Annotated in this window: 13 protein-coding genes; 6 read left to right on the forward strand and 7 right to left on the reverse strand. The window is 72.8% G+C overall.

The features are described 5' to 3' along the window. Nucleotides 1-9: 9 nt before the first annotated feature. Together ACN261_RS11905 and ACN261_RS11910 are read left to right on the forward strand one after the other, a co-directional pair. Nucleotides 10-2,550, forward strand: coding sequence for a DUF4118 domain-containing protein (locus ACN261_RS11905; RefSeq protein ID WP_425850038.1), 2,541 nt, complete (start codon nucleotides 10-12; stop codon nucleotides 2,548-2,550). Next, nucleotides 2,547-3,227, forward strand: coding sequence for a response regulator (locus ACN261_RS11910; protein ID WP_425850041.1), 681 nt, complete (start codon nucleotides 2,547-2,549; stop codon nucleotides 3,225-3,227). Before ACN261_RS11905 ends, ACN261_RS11910 begins: the two co-directional genes overlap by 4 nt. 48 nt (nucleotides 3,228-3,275) lie before the next feature. Here the strand turns inward: ACN261_RS11910 and ACN261_RS11915 are convergent, their stop codons facing one another. Continuing rightward, complete coding sequence (locus ACN261_RS11915; protein ID WP_421485230.1) at nucleotides 3,276-3,665, reverse strand: DUF1304 domain-containing protein; 390 nt, start codon at nucleotides 3,663-3,665, stop codon at nucleotides 3,276-3,278. Between the two features lie 136 nt (nucleotides 3,666-3,801). Between ACN261_RS11915 and ACN261_RS11920 the strand changes: the two genes are divergently transcribed. Continuing rightward, on the forward strand, nucleotides 3,802-5,016 hold the full coding sequence (locus ACN261_RS11920; RefSeq protein WP_425850043.1) for a PP2C family protein-serine/threonine phosphatase: 1,215 nt from the start codon (nucleotides 3,802-3,804) through the stop codon (nucleotides 5,014-5,016). A 51-nt stretch (nucleotides 5,017-5,067) separates the two neighbouring features. On the opposite strand, the gene ACN261_RS11925 is transcribed toward ACN261_RS11920, so the two are convergent. Further along, on the reverse strand, nucleotides 5,068-5,415 hold the full coding sequence (locus ACN261_RS11925) for a hypothetical protein (protein ID WP_421485233.1): 348 nt from the start codon (nucleotides 5,413-5,415) through the stop codon (nucleotides 5,068-5,070). Between the two features lie 565 nt (nucleotides 5,416-5,980). Between ACN261_RS11925 and ACN261_RS11930 the strand changes: the two genes are divergently transcribed. Continuing rightward, entirely contained in the window at nucleotides 5,981-6,178 is a 198-nt protein-coding gene (locus ACN261_RS11930; protein WP_421485234.1) for a hypothetical protein, read from the forward strand. Between the two features lie 286 nt (nucleotides 6,179-6,464). Here ACN261_RS11930 and ACN261_RS11935 read toward each other — a convergent pair whose 3' ends face one another. Continuing rightward, complete coding sequence (locus ACN261_RS11935) at nucleotides 6,465-9,458, reverse strand: family 16 glycoside hydrolase (RefSeq protein WP_425850046.1); 2,994 nt, start codon at nucleotides 9,456-9,458, stop codon at nucleotides 6,465-6,467. 260 nt (nucleotides 9,459-9,718) lie between these two features. Here ACN261_RS11935 and ACN261_RS11940 point away from each other — a divergent pair, with 260 nt between their 5' ends. Beyond that, on the forward strand, nucleotides 9,719-10,393 hold the full coding sequence (locus ACN261_RS11940) for a DUF305 domain-containing protein (RefSeq protein WP_421485236.1): 675 nt from the start codon (nucleotides 9,719-9,721) through the stop codon (nucleotides 10,391-10,393). A 180-nt stretch (nucleotides 10,394-10,573) separates the two neighbouring features. Here ACN261_RS11940 and ACN261_RS11945 read toward each other — a convergent pair whose 3' ends face one another. Beyond that, nucleotides 10,574-13,123: an FIMAH domain-containing protein gene (locus ACN261_RS11945; RefSeq protein ID WP_421485237.1), complete on the reverse strand. Its 2,550-nt coding sequence runs from the start codon at nucleotides 13,121-13,123 to the stop codon at nucleotides 10,574-10,576. Nucleotides 13,124-13,460: 337 nt separating this feature from the next. Here ACN261_RS11945 and ACN261_RS11950 point away from each other — a divergent pair, with 337 nt between their 5' ends. Further along, entirely contained in the window at nucleotides 13,461-13,808 is a 348-nt protein-coding gene (locus ACN261_RS11950) for an STAS domain-containing protein (protein ID WP_421485239.1), read from the forward strand. 6 nt (nucleotides 13,809-13,814) lie between these two features. Here ACN261_RS11950 and ACN261_RS11955 read toward each other — a convergent pair whose 3' ends face one another. From ACN261_RS11955 to ACN261_RS11965, 3 genes are all read right to left on the reverse strand, one after another. Next, entirely contained in the window at nucleotides 13,815-15,062 is a 1,248-nt protein-coding gene (locus tag ACN261_RS11955; RefSeq protein ID WP_421485240.1) for a PP2C family protein-serine/threonine phosphatase, read from the reverse strand. 96 nt (nucleotides 15,063-15,158) lie between these two features. After that, entirely contained in the window at nucleotides 15,159-15,710 is a 552-nt protein-coding gene (locus ACN261_RS11960) for a hypothetical protein (RefSeq protein ID WP_421485242.1), read from the reverse strand. 32 nt (nucleotides 15,711-15,742) lie between these two features. Further along, entirely contained in the window at nucleotides 15,743-16,519 is a 777-nt protein-coding gene (locus tag ACN261_RS11965) for a SigB/SigF/SigG family RNA polymerase sigma factor (RefSeq protein WP_421485243.1), read from the reverse strand. Nucleotides 16,520-16,696: the final 177 nt, after the last annotated feature.

Here is a 16,696-nt window from a genome sequence, read left to right on the forward strand (position 1 = left end):
GATGGACGCGTGCCACGAGGTGAACTGCGCATCTACCTGGGTGCCGCCCCCGGGGTCGGCAAGACGTACGCGATGCTGGAGGAGGCCCGGCGGCGGGCGGAGCGCGGCACCGACGTGGTGGTCGGCCTGGTGGAGACGCACGGCCGGCCGCAGACCGCCGCGATGATCGGCGACCTGGAGGTGCTGCCCCGCCGCCCGCTGCGCTACCGGGGCACCGACTTCACCGAGCTGGACCTCGACGCCGTGCTGGCCCGCCGCCCGGAGCTGGTCGTCGTCGACGAACTGGCGCACACCAACGTGCCCGGCTCCCGGCACCAGAAACGCTGGCAGGACGTCCAGGAACTGCTCGACGCGGGCATCTCGGTGCTGTCGACGGTCAACGTGCAGCACCTGGAGTCGCTCAACGACGTGGTCGCCCGGATCACCGGCACCACCCAGCGGGAGACCGTCCCGGACGCCGTGGTCCGCGCCGCCGAGCAGGTCGAACTGGTCGACATGACCCCGGAGGCGCTGCGCCGGCGGATGGCGCACGGCAACATCTACCGACCCGACCGGATCGACGCCGCGCTGGGCAACTACTTCCGGGTCGGCAACCTCACCGCGCTGCGCGAGCTGGCCCTGCTCTGGCTGGCCGACAAGGTCGACGACCAGCTCGACCGGTACCGGGCCCAGCAGGGCATCTCCGCCACCTGGGAGGCCCGGGAACGGGTCGTCGTCGCCCTCACCGGCGGCCCGGAGGGGGAGACGCTGATCCGCCGGGCCGCCCGGATCGCCGCCCGGAGCAAGGGTGCCGACCTGCTCGCCGTGCACGTGGCCCGCAACGACGGGCTGGCCGGGGCGGACCCGGCCCAGCTCGCCCGGCAGCGGGTCCTGGTGGAGAGCCTCGGCGGCAGCTACCACCAGGTGCTCGGCGCAGACGTCCCGGCCGCCCTGCTCGACTTCGCCCGGGGCGTCAACGCCACCCAACTGGTGCTCGGCGCGAGCCGGCGCGGCCGGTTCGCCCACCTGTTCGCCCGGGGTGTCGGCGTCACCACCACGGCCCGCTCCGGGGCGATCGACGTGCACCTGGTGACCCACCCGCAGGCCGGGCGGGGCCGGCGCGGGGCGGCGGTCCCGGCGGCGCTGTCCCGGCGACGTCGACTGCTCGGGTTCGCGCTCGCCGGGCTGGGCCTGCCCCTGCTGACCCTGCTGCTGTCGGTGCTGCCGGACCTCACCCTGACCAACGACATCCTGATCTTCCTGGCCGGGGTGGTCGGGGTGGCGCTGGTCGGTGGGCTGTGGCCGGCGCTGGTCGCCGCGCTCGGCGGATCGCTGCTGCTGAACTGGTTCTTCACCCCGCCGTACCGCACGCTGACCATCGCCGAGGCGGACAACCTGCTCGCGCTGGGCGTCTTCGTCGCGGTCGCGGTCGCGGTGAGCGGGGTGGTGGACGTGGCCGCCCGGCGTACCCGGGAAGCGGCCCGCGCCGCCGCCGACGCGCAGACCCTGGCCACCGTCGCCGGCAGCGTGCTACGCGGCGAGCGACCGCTGCCGGCGCTGCTGGACCGGCTGCGGGAGACCTTCGCGCTGCGCGCGGTCAGCGTGCTCGAACTCGCCCCCGACGCCCAGGGGCGGCCCGGCCGGGCCCACGAGGAGGACGTGTGGCGTCGGGTCGCCAGCGTCGGGGTGGACCCCGCCGGCAGCCCCGGCGCGGGGGAGACCACGGTGCCGGTCGACGAGCGGCTGACCGTGGTGCTCAGCGGCCGTCGGCTGGAGGCCGCCGACCGGCGCATCGTCGAGGCGTTCGCCGCGCAGGCCGCCGTCGCGCTGCGCCAGGAACGGCTCGCCGAGGAGGCCGCCACCGCCCGGCCGCTCGCCGAGGCCGACCGGTTGCGCACCGCGCTGCTCGCCGCCGTCAGCCACGACCTGCGTACGCCGCTGGCGTCGGCGAAGGCGGCGGTGAGTAGCCTGCGCAGCCCCGACGTCGAGTTCGACCCGGAGGACCGGGCCGAACTGCTCGCCACCGCCGACGAGTCACTGGACCGGCTCGGCCGGCTGGTGGCGAACCTGCTCGACATGAGCCGGTTGCAGGCCGGCGCGCTGGGCGTCACCCGCACCGCGGTCGGCCTGGAGGACGCCGTACCGCTGGCCCTGGACGAGCTGGGGCCGGCCGCCGCCGAGGTGCGCACCGACATCCCGGCCGACCTGCCGGCGGTCGACGCCGACCCGGGTCTGCTGGAACGGGTGCTGGTCAACGTCGTCGCCAACGCGCTGCGGCACAGCCCGGCCGGCCGGCCCCCCACGATCACCGCCAGCGCCCACGCCGGGCAGGTGGAGCTGCGGATCATCGACACCGGGCCCGGTATCCCCGAGGACCGTTGGGAACACGTCTTCCTGCCGTTCCAGCGGCTCGGCGACCGGGACAACCAGACCGGGGTGGGGCTGGGGCTGGCCCTGTCCCGGGGGCTGGCCGAGGCGATGGGTGGCAGCATCACCCCGGAGACCACCCCCGGTGGGGGGCTGACCATGGTGCTGCGGCTACCCGCCGCCGACGAGAGGCCGGACCGGTGACCCGCATCCTGGTCGTCGACGACGAACCACAGATCCTCCGCGCGCTGCGGATCAACCTGCGCGCCCGGGGGTACGACGTCGAGGTCGCCGACACCGGTACGGCCGCGCTGAAGGCCGCCGCCGGCCACCCGCCGGACCTGGTGGTGCTCGACCTGGGCCTGCCCGACCTCGACGGCGTGGAGGTCATCCGGGGCCTGCGTGGCTGGACCACGATCCCGATCATCGTGCTCTCCGGGCGGGCCGGCAGCGCGGACAAGGTCGCCGCCCTCGACGCCGGTGCCGACGACTATGTGACCAAGCCGTTCGGGGTGGACGAACTCCTCGCCCGCATCCGTGCCGTCACCCGCCGCCTCGCCTCACCCGTCGACGCGACGGCCACCGCCCGGGTGGGACGGCACACCGTCGACCTCGCCACCCGTACCGTCACCCGGGACGACGGCACCGAGATCCGGCTCACCCCCACCCAGTGGGCGGTGCTGGAACGGCTGCTGCGCCACCCCGGGAAGCTGATCAGCCAACGCCAGCTCCTGCACGAGGTGTGGGGGCCGGAGTACCAGCAGGAGACCAACTACCTGCGGCAGTACCTGGCGCAGTTGCGGCGCAAGCTGGAGGACGACCCGGCCCGGCCCCGGCACCTGATCACCGAGCCGGGCATGGGCTACCGCTACCGCCCCTGACCGGCGCGGCCCGACCGGGTTTCCGCGCCGGGGCGTGGCCCACCGGTCTTAGCCGAGGCTGAGGCCGATCGCCAGGGCGACGACGGCGAGCAGCGGGGGGACGAGCTGCTTGAGTGCGGCGCTGGCCTTCGACGGTGCCGAGACCAGCAGCACCAGACCGGCGGCGACCATCGACCCCGCGCCGACGAAGACCAGGGTCGCGCCGACCGGGTGCGCGCCCACGGCGTACGCGACGATGCCGACGACCACCGCGACCGCCAGGAAGAGGTTGTAGAAGCCCTGGTTGAAGGCGAGCTGCCGGGTGACCTCCGCCTCCTCGCGGCTGGTGCCGAAGACCGCGCGGGCCCGTGCACTGGTCCAGACGACGGACTCCAGGTAGAAGATGTAGACGTGGATGAGGCCGGCGATGCCGGCCAGGACGAGCCCTGCGACGACCACGACCCTGCCTCCTCGGTTCGCGCGGAACGGAGATGTCCGCCACCGTCATTCTTCCTGTCCGCCGTGCCCCCGAATCAGGTGGTGGCGGGTTTCCCGTGCGCCTCCTACGGTGGGGGAGACGTGGGGGAGGTTCAGGTTGCTCGACGCGGGTGACGCGGTGCGTTGGCTCCAACTCGCCGCACCCCGCGGTGGGCCGGACGACCTGCCGATGCTGGTGAACCGGGTCGCGCCGGCCGTGGACGCCACCGAGATCGTGATCTACCTGGCGGACTACCAGCAGGCCAGCCTGGTGCCGCTGCTCGGCGCCGGGCCCGTCCGGGAGAGCCTGTCGATCGAGACGACCCTCGCGGGTAGGGCGTTCACCGGTCTCGACGTGCAGCGGGCGACCGACAACCCGGACCGGATCTGGGTTCCGCTGCTGGTCGGGTGCGAACGGATGGGCGTCCTGGAGATCGTCTCACCGGCCGCCGGTGACCGTGCGTTGGACGGGCCGGCGCGGGAACTGGCGACCTGCGTCGGGCAACTGGTGGTGAACCGCCGACCGTACGGTGACGTGGTCGAGCGGCTGCGACGGCGGCTGCCCATGCAGGTCGCCGCCGAGATCCTGTGGGGGCTGCTGCCGCCACTGACCTTCGCCACCGACGACATGGTGCTCACCACCATCCTCGAACCGTGCTACGACGTCGGCGGCGACGTCTTCGACTACGCGCTCAACGGCGACGTGCTCAGCGTGGGGCTGTTCGACACCTGCGGGCACGGCATCAAGGCCAGCACCCTGGCCTCACTCGTGGTCAGCGCCTACCGCAACGCCCGCCGGTGCGGCCTCGACCTGGTCGACACGGCCCTCAGCATCGACAAATGGGTACGTTCGGAGCACCCGCACCTGTTCGCCACGGCGCTCCTCATCGAGCTGGAGCCGAGCACCGGCCGGCTCCGGGTGATCAACGCCGGTCACCCGGGCGCCCTGCTGCTGCGCGACGGCAAGGCGATCCGGGAGCTGCCGGGCCCGACCGCGCTCCCGCTCGGCCTGGGCCACCTGGCGACCCGGCGTCCCGAGGTGTACGAGGAGGAGCTGCACCCCGGGGACCGCATCCTCGCCTACACCGACGGCATCACCGACGCGCGGGGCGGCGACGGGGAGCGGTTCGGGTTGAAGCGGCTCGTCGACTTCGTCGACCGGGCGCTCAACGACCAGTTGGCCACCCCGGAGACGATGCGCCGGCTGGTGCGCGCGGTGGTCGCCTACCAGGAGGGGCAGCTCGACGACGACGCGACGGCGCTGCTGCTGGAGTGGCGTCCGCCGCGTACCCCACTGCCCCACCTGCCCGGGGACCCGACGCGGGAGGGGTGAGCGGCCGTGGCGCGGGGCGGTGGCCGGCTGGCCCGGCACCGGACGACGGGGTCACCCGGCCGGGTCGGTGTCCCGGTCGCTCGGGCGGGGCACCGGCACCGGGTCGGTCCGCTGGGGCCGGTCGGGCTCGGTGAGCTGGAGCAGGCGGTACATGGTGCGCCGCAGCAGCACCGCGGCGTCGCCCGGGCGGGCGGTCAACGCGCCCAGCACCGCTGCCGGGTCGATCCCGCCGGTGAGAGCGAGCTGGGGCAGCAGCGGCCGGTGCGGGTCCAGCCGGGGCGCGTGGAGGGGCGAGCAGATGTTGCGGCGTACCGGGGGCGGGCGTCGGCCCCGGGGCGGGGAGCACCAGGGTCCGACGTCCGACGGCGGCGGCGTAGGCGGGGACGGAGCCGTGGTCACCGATGACGTGGTCGGCGGCGACCACCGGGGCCCGCCAGTCCTCGCTCGGTCCGGGCAGCAGTAGCCCGGCGTCGAGGCAGCTCCGGAGCCAGGCGCGGATCTGGCGGTGCCCGTGGGCGGCCCAGATCGCCGGGTGCAGCAGCGCGGCGACCCGGTAGCGCTCGGCCGGGAGCTGTGCCATCACCTGCGGTAGCAGGTCGGGCCAACGTCCGAAGCTGCCGTCCGGGCCCCAGGTGGAGGCGACCACCACGAGTTCCTGGTTTTCGTCCAGCCCCATGGCCCGCCGGTAGTCCGGGCGGCGGGGCAGGCTGGCGACGAGCCGGTCGACGCAGGGGTCACCGACGACCACCGCCGTCCCGAGCGCCTGCGGGCACTGCCGTCGCAGCACCTCCACCTCGTAATCGTGGGAGAGGGCGAGAGCCGCCGGGAGCACCCGTCCGTCGTGGGTGAGCCGTTGCGCGTCGAGACCGTAGACGGGGCGGTCGGCGGGTGCCGGTCCAGCGGTCGGGCCGGAACGCACCCGCTTGCTGCGCCCGGCTCCGTGGGCCAGCAGCAGCAGGGGCGCGTGGAGTTGGTGCAGTCCGCCGTGGGCGGCGGCGAGGCCGAGGTCGAAGCGTTCCCGGACGGCCTGCTGCCAGGGCAGGACGAGCGCGCCGAGCCCGTCGAGGAGCTGTTCCACCCGGTGGTTGAAGACGTCCGGGGCGATGGTGAAGACCACCTGCACCCGGGGGTCGCTCTCGACGTACCCGATGACGTCGAGTAACCGGTGGCAGCTCGCGAGGGTGTGGGTCACGACGAGCACCGTGTGGCAGCCCGACCGGGTCACCCAGCGGTCGGCATCGATCCCGATGGGAGCGGGTAGCCACGCCGACGTCATGGCTCGCCCCTTCGGTCGTCCTCTCCTACTGTCCGATCAGGACGGTACCGTCGACGCGGGGCTCCCGGCAGCTTCGGGCGGTCCACGCACACGGCGACGGCCGGCCGACCTGCGACGCGAAGCGGCCGGGACCGCCACGGCGGTCCCGGCCGTATCCCTGCCGGCGGCGGGATCACCCGTCCAGCGGCTTGACCCAGATGTTGCGGTACTGAACAGGGTTTCCGTGGTCCTGGAGCCGGATCGCGCCGGCCGCCGGGCCCTCGGGCCGGCTGCCGCCGGTCGGGCCGAGGATCTCCACGTCGTCGTGCACGGTGACGCCGTTCCACACCACGGTCACCCGGGGGTTCGCCACCTTGTTCCCGGCCGCGTCGTAGCGGGCCTGGCGGTACTCGATGTCGTACGTCTGCCAGGTCTGCGGCGGTCGGGCCGCGTTCACGTCGGGCGCCTTCTGGGTGTAGATGGCGGCGGCGTCGTTGTTCTGCGGCGGGTCGACGCCGAACGAGTCGAGCACCTGGATCTCGTAGCGGTCCTGGAGGTAGACCCCGCTGTTGGCGCGCTGCTGGCCGGTCACCTCCGGCGGGTAGAGCGGCAGGTTGAACTCGACGTGCAGCCGGAAGTCGCCGAAGGCCTGCACGGTACGCAGGTCGCCGCCGCGTACGGTCATGGTGTTGCCGTCGAGCGTCCACTCCGGTTCGCGCCCGTCGGTGTGCTGCCACTCGGTGAGGTCACCGCCGTCGAACAGGGTGATCCGTTCCCCGCGTGGCCGGACGGCGAGCACGTCGAGGTTGACGTGCCCGGAGTCCGCGCTCTCCTTGCGGTACTCGACGATGTTGCGGCCCCGGCGCAGGTGCGCCTTCGTGGTGACCGTGCCCCACTCCTCCCAGGTGACGGTGGACGGGAAGACGGTCTGTCCGATCCGCTTGCCGTTGACGTACAGGCTGAGCTGCTTCGGGCCGGAGAACGGGTTGGGGCCGTTGCTGTAGCGCATCGCCAGGTCGTGGTTGCCGGCCTCGGGGACGTCGACGGAGATCCGGGTCGACGAGCCGTCGTCGGCGAACCCGGCGGCGAAGCCGGCACCGGAGTAGGCGGCGTGGTCGGTGGCCATCCCGACGCCGACGGTGCGGCCCTCCTCGGCCTCGAAGAAGGTCTGCGGCTGGGACACCCGGCCGGGGATCTCGTTGAGGGTGTACCAGGCCTCGGTGTTCCACAGCTGCTCACCGTCGGCGGCGGAGAACGGGCGCGGCGAGCGGACGTGCACCACCCGGTTCTCCTTGAGACCGGGGATGCGCAGCCGGACGGTGCGACCGTTGGCCGCCAGCACCGCCCTGGTCACGGTGAGCTTCTCCAGGTCGAGCTTGGGGCCGCCGTACTGGCTGGTCGCCCCGTAGCGCCACTGCGTCACCTGGTACGCCTCGGCGAGCCGGGCGGCGGTCTCGGCCGAGACCGGCTCGGTGTACTCCAGGTCGAACCCGTTGGCGGTGGCCCGCATCTGCTTGACCTCGAAGGTCGAGGTGCCGTTGGGGGTGAGCTTCTGCAGCCCGTAGCTGAGTTTGCCCTCCTGGCCCCAGTTGCCGCCCGCTCCGACGCCACCGGTGTAGAGCGCGCCGTCGGGGCCGAGGGTGACCTCGTTGACGCCGGCCTCCAGGCCCTGCGTGTGCCGGAACACCGCCCCCTGGTACTGCCCCTCGACCTCGTCGAGGTACACCCGTTGCAGGCCGCCGTAGGTGACGTCGCCGACGACGACCTGTCCGGCGTACGGGCCCTGGGTCAACAGCACCGGGCTGGACGGGGAGTTGCCGATCTCGTTCTGCGGGAGCCAGACGATCGGCCGGGTCACCGCCTTGTCGTCGAACGGCCCGTCGGGGCTGGTGTAGTGGTTGAAGAACGCCCCCTGCTGGATCTGGACCAGCTTGGACGCGGGCAGCCAGCCGCCCTGGTTGTCGGTGACGAAAACCTCGCCGCGCGGCCCCCAGCCGATCCCGTTCGGGGTACGCAGCCCGCCGGCCACATACGTGATCTTGCCGGTCCGGGCGTTGACCCTGATCGAGGTGCCCCGGTTCGGCGCGGGTTGCGGCACGGTGGTGGCGCCGCCCTGGTTGATCGCGACCGACAGGTTGAGGTGGAAGAACCCGTCCCGGTAGAGCAGGCCGAACGCGAACTCGTGGAAGTTGCCGCCCCACGGCCAGGTGGCGACCGTACGCCGGTCGTCGGCGACGCCGTCGTCGTCGGTGTCGCGCAGCGCGGTCAGTTCGTGCTTCTGGCTGACGTAGACGGTGCCGTCGACCACGGCGACGCCCTGCGGCTCGCGCAGCCCGTCGGCGAACCGGCGGTAGGTGACCTGGTCGGGGCCGGTCGCGTCGGTCGCGCCCTCGGCCACCCAGATCTCGCCGGTGGCGTTGTCGGTGCCGCCCCAGGTGCTCAGCACGAGCGCGCCGTCGGGCCGGAACGCCATCCCGGTGACCTGCGGCCGGAACCCGTCGGGGCGCAGGTCGGTGAGGGTGTAGCCGGGGTGCACCCGGTCGAGCGGCAGGCCGTCGCCGGCCGAGTCGGTGGCCCCCTCGCAGTACTTCCAGCCGGGCGCGGTGACCCGGACGACCCCGGCGTCGGTGCTCAGCGCGGAGGTCGGCACGAGGGTGAAGTCGGCGCTGCCCGGTGGACGCCATTCCAGCCGGAGCACCTGGCCGCCGCCGTCGTCGAAGTGCTCGATGCGCAGCGGGTGCCGGCCGGCGGTGAGGGTGGTCGTCCCCTCCTTGGCCGTCTCGCCGTGCAGCCCGTCGTGGTCGACGACGACGGTGTCGCCGATGCTCAGCCGGGAGCCGTCGTCGCTGGTGAGGCGGAAGGCGTAGGCGCCGTCGACGGGTGCGGCGAGGTTGCCGGTGACGTGGCTGACGAACCGGTCGGCGAGCCCGAAGTCGTCGGTGCTGCTCCAGTTGACCTGCGGCATCAGCTTGTCGACGTTGGGCGTCTGGGCGGGCTTGAGGGTGCACAGCGCCGACAGCGGGGTGCCCATGTCGTACGTGCGCAGGGTGACGCCGGGTTCCTGGGGTGGTAGATCGGCGGCGGGGGCGGCGGTGGCCGGGGTGACGGACCCGGTGGCGAGGACGGTCGCCAGGGCGGTGCCGGCGGCCACGAGCGCGGATCTGCGCCGCCGGTGCGGGGTGGTCATGGTGCCTCCAGTGGTGGTGGGCCCGGCCGGGGGACCGCGCCACTTTCTCCCGATGGCAGTTCGGTATGGCACGCGTCACACCGAAGATTGATCGCAGACACTAACACTTTGAATCGATTCGGGGAAACTTTTCGATGTTTGAGCAAAAGTCGCGGTGTGCGGGTCGGATCCACCTGCTCGTGGGCTGGTCGCCGGGGTCGGGGGTGAGGCACTATGCCCATGGAATCCGCGCAGCTCAAGCCAGGACTGGTAGGTGAACCGTGCCGCTGCCCCGTCGCGTGGTCGTTTCCGGTGTGGTCGCCACGGCCGTCCTCGCCACGGCGGTGGGTGTCGCCGTCTGGGCCGGCCGGGACGACCCGGCGTACCAACCGCCGACGTCGTCGCGGGTGGTGCAGCCCGGCGCACCCGGGCAGCCGGGCCGGCAACTGTCCGGCACCGACCTGTCGCAGGTCTCACCGCCCGGGTTCACCGCCGCCGACAGCCGGTTCGTGCAGGGCATGATCCCGCACCACACCCAGGCCCTGGCGATGACCGCGCTGCTGGCCGGGCGCACCACCAGCCCCGACGTGACGCTGCTGGCCAAGCGGATCGAGGTGTCACAGGGCGACGAGATCGCCCGGATGCGTACCTGGCTCGCCGAGCGCAACGTGCCGGCCGCCGGCGGCCACGACGGGGCGGCGCACGACGCGCTCATGCCGGGGATGCTCACCGCCGCCCAGTTCGAGCAGCTCAAGCGGGCGCGCGGGACGGAGTTCGACAGGCTCTTCCTCACCGCGATGATCCGCCACCACCAGGGCGCACTGACCATGGTGGAGCAGTTGTACGCCGCCGGCGGTGGCCTGGAACCGGCGAGCGACCAGTTCGCCCGCGAGGTCAACGCCGACCAGGGCATCGAGATCCAGCGCATGCAGCAGATGCTGGCCAAGCTGGGCTGAGTCACCGCCCCGCCCGGCGCAGGCCCGGCTGCACCCCCGGCCTGGCCCGCGTAGGGCCGGGGTCGGCCTCCGTGGGCGGCTTCGGCTCGTCATAGGGAGCCGGGAGCGGCCGGGGCCTGCCCAGCGACGCTGGGCAGGCCCCGGTTCTGCACGACCCGCCGGTCCGTCGGACCGGTCGGGTTACCCGTCGAGCTGGTCGATCAGCGCGCGTGCGTCGCGGACCAGCAGGGTGCGCGCCCCGATGGCGTTGAGCGCGCCGGCCTGGTCGAGGAAGGCGGTCAGGTGCCCGACCGCCTCCGCCGGCTGGCCTGCGGAGGCCGCCGCGCCGGCCTTGCCGAGGCTGGTGGTCAGCTTGTCGGCGTTGCCCGCGCTGACGGTGCCGGCGGACCGGTAACCGTCGACGAGGGCCTGCAGGTCGGCGAAGGACGTGGTGGTGGTGAACGTGACGGACCGGTTGGTGGTGTTGCCGGCCTTGTCCTTCGCGGTCACCGTCAGGGTGTGGTTGCCCAGCGGGAGGCCGGACAGGGTGACCGTCGCCCCACGGGCGACCCGCTTGCCGTCCAGCAGTGCGCTGTCCGGGTTGATGCCGGGCCCGGAGCCGGTGTCGGTGACCGTCCAGTCCACCGTCACCGTGCCGGAGTCACCGTACGCCGTGCCGTCGGTCAGCCCGGACACCTGCACCTCGGGGGCGGTCCGGTCGATCTTGAGCCACTGGCTGCCCTGCCGGGAGGTGTTGCCGGCCGCGTCGACCGCCCGGTACCGCACCGGACCCCTGACCTCGGCGCTGATCGTCGCGACGCCGCTGGCCGGAACGTCCACCCAGGTTGCGCCGTCGTCGACGGAGTACTGGCCGGTCCACATGCCGGGGATCAGGCCGGTCAGGGTGAGCGTGACGGCACCGGTGTACCAGCCGTTGTTACCGGTCGGCTCGGCCGGGCCCACCGTGGCGGAGACCCGGGGGTTGAAGGTGTCCGCGAGGTCCACCACGGCCTGGCGGAGCGTCCCGTACGCTGCGGCGTCCAGCCGGTCGGCGAGCGTGCGCAGTTGCGCCTCGGCGGCGAACCGCTTGCCCTCGGCGGCGAACCCGCTGGCCCGGCCCAGGGTCGTGTCGACCTCCGCGCTCAACGCCGGGTCGATCGTGCCGGCCCGTACCCCCTGGTCGTGGTATGCGCGGACGAGCGCGAAGCTCGGCGTCCAACTGATCTTCGGTTGCCCCTGGGCGTTGAACCCGGCGAGCTTCACCTGGGCGGCGGCCTCGATCTCGGCCGCCGACAGGTGGGCGCTGGGCTTCAGCGCGAACACGTCGAAGCCGCGGGCGATCTCGTTGCCGTACAGGTTGCCGTTGTACCAGTACGCCGACCAGAAGCCGCCCAGCACGAGCGCGTTCGGGTTGACCGGGCCCCGGTCGAAGTATGCGATCTCGCGCGGGTTCTTCGAGTCGGTGAAGTCGAACACCGAGATGCCGCCCTGGTACCAGGCCTGCATCATGACGTCGCGGCCGGGCACCGGGATCAGCGAGCCGTTGTGCGCGACGCAGTTCTCCTGCAGCGACTGCGGCACCGGCAGCTTGTAGTAGCTGGCGAAGGTCATCTTCCTGTCGACGATGTCGAAGATGGCATTGGCACCCCACTGCGGCTGGTCGGTGTCGCGGCAGCGTGCGCCGCTGCCACCGCCCCACTCGTCGGTGAAGATCACCTTGGTGCCGTCGTTGTTGAACGTCGCCGAGTGCCAGTACGCGAAGTTCGGGTCGGCGACCTCGTCGATCCGCTTCGGGTTCGCCGGGTCGGAGATGTCGATCAGGATGCCGTTGCCCTGGCACGCGCCGGCCGCCAGCCCGATCTCCGGGTACGCGGTGATGTCGTGGCAGGCGTTGGTGTTCGGCGTCGGCGACCAGGTCGACCCGGACGGGTGCCGGGGCGTGACCGGGCCGTTCTGGAGGCCGTCGACCCGACCGGTGACCGGGTCCTGGAACAGCCTCGGCTGGTTCACCACGGCGGCGTTCTGCGGCGCGGCCACCGGCACCTTGATGACGTCGATCCGCCACCGCGACGGGTTCTCCCCGTCGGCGGCGTTGTTGTTGCAACCCTCCATCGTGGTCGCCGGGCGGACCGAGGTGGTGCCGGAGACGTAGACGTAGACGTTGTCGGCGTCGCGGGGGTCGGTCACCACGGAGTGCGTGTGCGAGCCACGGCAGAGTTGGACGGCGGCCACCTGCACCGGGCTGCGGACGTCGCTGATGTCGAAGACCCGCACCCCCTGGAACCGGGTGCCGACGTTGGGGTTGGTGCCGCAGTCGACCCGACCCCGGCTCTCCTCGACCGACATGAACAGCAGGTTGCCCTGCACCGAGAGGTCGCCCTGCCCGCCGGGGCACACGACGCTGGTGACCAGCGTCGGCTCGGCCGGGTCGGCGATGTCGACGATGGTGAACCCGTTGTAGTTGCCCTGGAAGGCGTACCGGCCACCGAAGGCGAGATCCGAGTTGTAGTACCCGCCGTTGCCTGGGTTCGTCGGGTCGACGAACCCGGCGGCCTTGTCGCGGTGCGCGACGTGTTCCAGGTTGCTGATCGCGGACTGCGCGTCGAGCCAGCCGCCGCCGAGGCCGACGCGCGGATCGGGGTCCGCCGCCGACGCGGTGCCGGGGAGCGCACCGGCCAGCAGCAGCCCTGCGGCTATCAGGCCGAGGGTCCGTCGACCCCGGCGTGCCCTGGTGGTTGGGGGAGTTGTCATGTGTCGCCTTCCGATCGAAGACCAGCCGCGACGTCCACATCGGGAGAAACGCGTCGCGTGAGTAAGGACCGTACCGACCGTGCGGTGCTGGTCAAGACATCCATGTGAGTTATGTACGCGTTTGCGCGGCAAGCCGTCCGCAATTGCTCCCGGGCGCTCACGCAGGTCACGACAGTCGTAGGAGCCGCCGCCCCGGTCCTTACGCCAACCGTCGAGTGGCCACCCGTACCCGGACACCCGGCGGACGTCTCCGAGCGCTCATGTTCGGTTTCTGGCACCGTGGGTACGAGGTACCGCGTCACCGGATGTCCGGTACGCCTCGACGAAGGGGGTTCGGGTGGAATTCACGCTGTCGACCCGCCGGGAGGGGGCCGGCACGGTGGTCGAAGTCGCCGGCGACCTCGACATGAGCACCACCCCCCAGCTGCGGGAACGGTTACGCGAGGTGATCGAGGGTGGCGCCCGGGTGGTGGTGGTCGACCTGGCCGGCGTCGGCTTCATGGACTCCAGCGGCCTCGGCGCGCTGGTGGTCGCCTATCGTGAGCTGCGGGAACGCGGCGGCTGGCTGGGGCTGGCCGGGGTGCGCCGGTCGGTCCGCACGGTGTTGTCGATCACCTCGGTCGACCAGGTCATCGCGGTCTTCGACACGGTACGCGACGCCGAGGCGGCGGCCCCGGTGGCGTGAGCGTCCTCAGCCGGACGGGGCGCTGGCGCGGTCGGTGTCCGCGCCGGCGGTGCTGCGGCGCGGCCCGTGGCCGCCGTACCAGTCGATGATCATCAGGGTGGCGTCGTCGGCCAGCTCGGGGCCGGCGGTGGCCAGCACCGCGTCCGACAGCGCCCGGACCGCCTCGCGGGGGTGCAACGACGCGATGTCGTGCAGGGCGGCGGGCAGGTCGAGATCGGCGGCGTTGCGTTCGCGCATCCCGTCGGTCACCACGACCAGCCGGTCACCGGGCCGCAGGACGACCTCCCCGCTGCGGAACCCCGCCTCGGGGAACATGCCCAACGGAAAGTTGCCGGGCAGCTCCAGCACCGTGCTCCGGCCGTCGCGGACCAGCATCGGCGGGACGTGCCCGGCGTTGAGCAGCTCGCAGCGCCCGGTGGACAACTCGATGCGGCCCAGCACCGCCGTCACGTACGCGCCACGGACGTTGGCGTGTGCGGCGATGGCGCGGTTGGCCTCCTCGGCCTGCCCGGTGAGGCCCAGCCCCCGGCGGCGGGTGTTGCGCAGGCTGCCCACCCCGAGGGTGGCGGTCAGCGCACTGGCGACCCCGTGGCCCATCGCGTCGGTGACGCTCAGGTGCAGCACGTCCCGGGCCACGCTGTAGTCGAAGGTGTCCCCGCCCACGCTGGCGGCCGGCTCCAACCAGCCGGACAGGGCGAACGCCCCGGCCTCGCAGGTGAACGAGGAGGGCAGCAGTCGTCGCTGGATCTCGGCCGAGAGGGTGAACGGGGTGCTGCGCTGCCCCCACTCGAACAGGTCGGTGTGCCGCCGGTTGGCGATCACCACGAACGCCAACGCGTGCGCCGTACGGGCGACCCGCTCGATCACCTCGGTGTCCGGCTCGTCGGGCAGGTCGATCTCCAGCAGCCCGATGGCCTCGCCGCGTTCGGTGACCGGGGCGAGCAGCGTCCACCGGTCGTCACCGGCCAGCACCTGGGGGACCTGGTGGCGGACCGCCTGCTCGTAGGGGCCGCCGTCGAAGGGCAGCACCTCGGCGAGTTCCTCGCCGTGGAGGCGGCCCGGCCCGGCGACGCCCGGCTGATGGGTCAGCCGGACCAGGGCCCGGCCGCTGAGATCGGCGATCAGCAGGGCGACGCCGAGCGCGTTCAGTGCCGAGGCGATGGCCCCGGTGACCGCCTCGACCGCCTCGACCGGCGCGGCGTCCTCGGCCGACTGCAGCATCTCGGCCAGCACGATCTGCTCGCTGTCCTCCACCCGTCGAGCATATGCACTCCCGGTGCCAGCCGCCTCACGGGCGAGCGGCCCGGCGACCGGGCGGTGGCCCGACCGACGCGGGCGGACCCGGTCCGGTCAGCGGCGGGCCAGCGCGGACTCCAGCCGACTGATGAGCGTCTTACGGCCCCTGCCCCGGCGTTCGGCCCGCAGGGCGGCCCGTAGTTGTGCGGTGTCGAGATCGCGGACGCGCTTCGTCGCCTCGGCCACGGTCAGCTCGGTCAGCGAACCACCCGAGGTCGCGTCGCGGCGTGCGCGTCGGGCCGGGCCGGTGTTGGCCACGTACTGCCGACCGGAGGTCGACGCCCGGCGCTTGCGCGCGTCGGTGGCCCGTTGCTGCTGCGGGGAGAGCTGCTTCCACGCCTTGTCGGGCAGGTACCTGTCGGTCTCACCGTCGTGCCGGGCCCGGGTGGTGCCCTGCCTGGTCCGCCACCTCTGGTCGCCCCAGCGGCGCAGGGACTGCTGCCGCTCGTCCCGCGGGCCCTGGTAGCCGCCGCCGCGCTGCTGGTACTCGCGGGTCAGCAGTTGCGACTTGCGCGCCGACCACTGCCCCGGTCGTCCGCCCCGGTCGCCGGCCCGGATCTCCTCCTTGAGCTGCTCGCGCAGCTCGGGTTTCGTGTAGCGCGCCATGGGCGCGGATTACCCGTGGTGGCCAGCCGTACTCACCCGGCGGCGAGCCGGCCGCGCAGGGTGGCCAGCGCCCGGCTGATCAGCCGGGAGACGTGCATCTGGGAGATGCCGACCCGGTCGGCGATCTCCGACTGGGTCAGGTTGCCGTGGAACCGCAGGGTCAGGATCAGCCGTTCGCGTTCCGGCAGGGCGGCGAGGGCGGGGGCGAGGGCGACGTGGATCTCGACGAGTTCGAGGTCGTGGTCGTCGGCGCCGAGGGTGTCGGCGAGTTCCATGCCGGTGTCGGTGCCGATGGGGGTGGACAGCGAGGTCGCCCGGTAGGCGCGGGCCCCCTCCAGGCCCTCCAGGACGGTCTCCTCGGACAGGTCGAGGTAGCCGGCGATGTCGGCGACGGTCGGCGAGCGCCCCAGCGTGTGGGCGAGGGTGCCGTTCGCCTCGCTGATCGCCAGGCGCAGCTCCTGGAGCCGGCGGGGGACCCGGACCGACCAGGTGCGGTCCCGGAAGTACCGCTTGATCTCGCCGATGACGGTGGGGATGGCGTACCCGGTGAAGGCGACGCCCCGGGCCGGGTCGAAGTGGTCGACCGCCTTGATCAGCCCGAGGGCCGCGGTCTGGATGAGGTCGTCGTCCTGGACGCCGCGCCCGGTGTAGCGGCGGGCCAGGTGCCGGGCGAGCGGCAGCCACGCCTCGATGGCCCGGGTCCGCAGCGCCGGGCGACGCGGATCGTCGGCCGGCAGGGCGGCCATCGTGGCCACCAGTTCGTCGGCGGTGCTGGTCGGGTCGAGAGCCGGTTCGGAGGTGCTGAGCATGCTGGACCTTCCGCAGGTGCCCGCTGATCGGAGGCGACACATCGGCTGACGCCGGAGCACGCGGACGGGCTGCGCGCTGTCGCAGGGTCACGATCACGGGAACGGTCACCGCGTCATGTAGTCCATTTGTTGGACGCGACGTTACCCGAACGGATTGCAGATCGCCAGCCGAAAGGT

It is taken from the genome of Micromonospora sp. WMMD723 (assembly GCF_049863385.1).
Taxonomy (GTDB): domain Bacteria; phylum Actinomycetota; class Actinomycetes; order Mycobacteriales; family Micromonosporaceae; genus Micromonospora; species Micromonospora wenchangensis.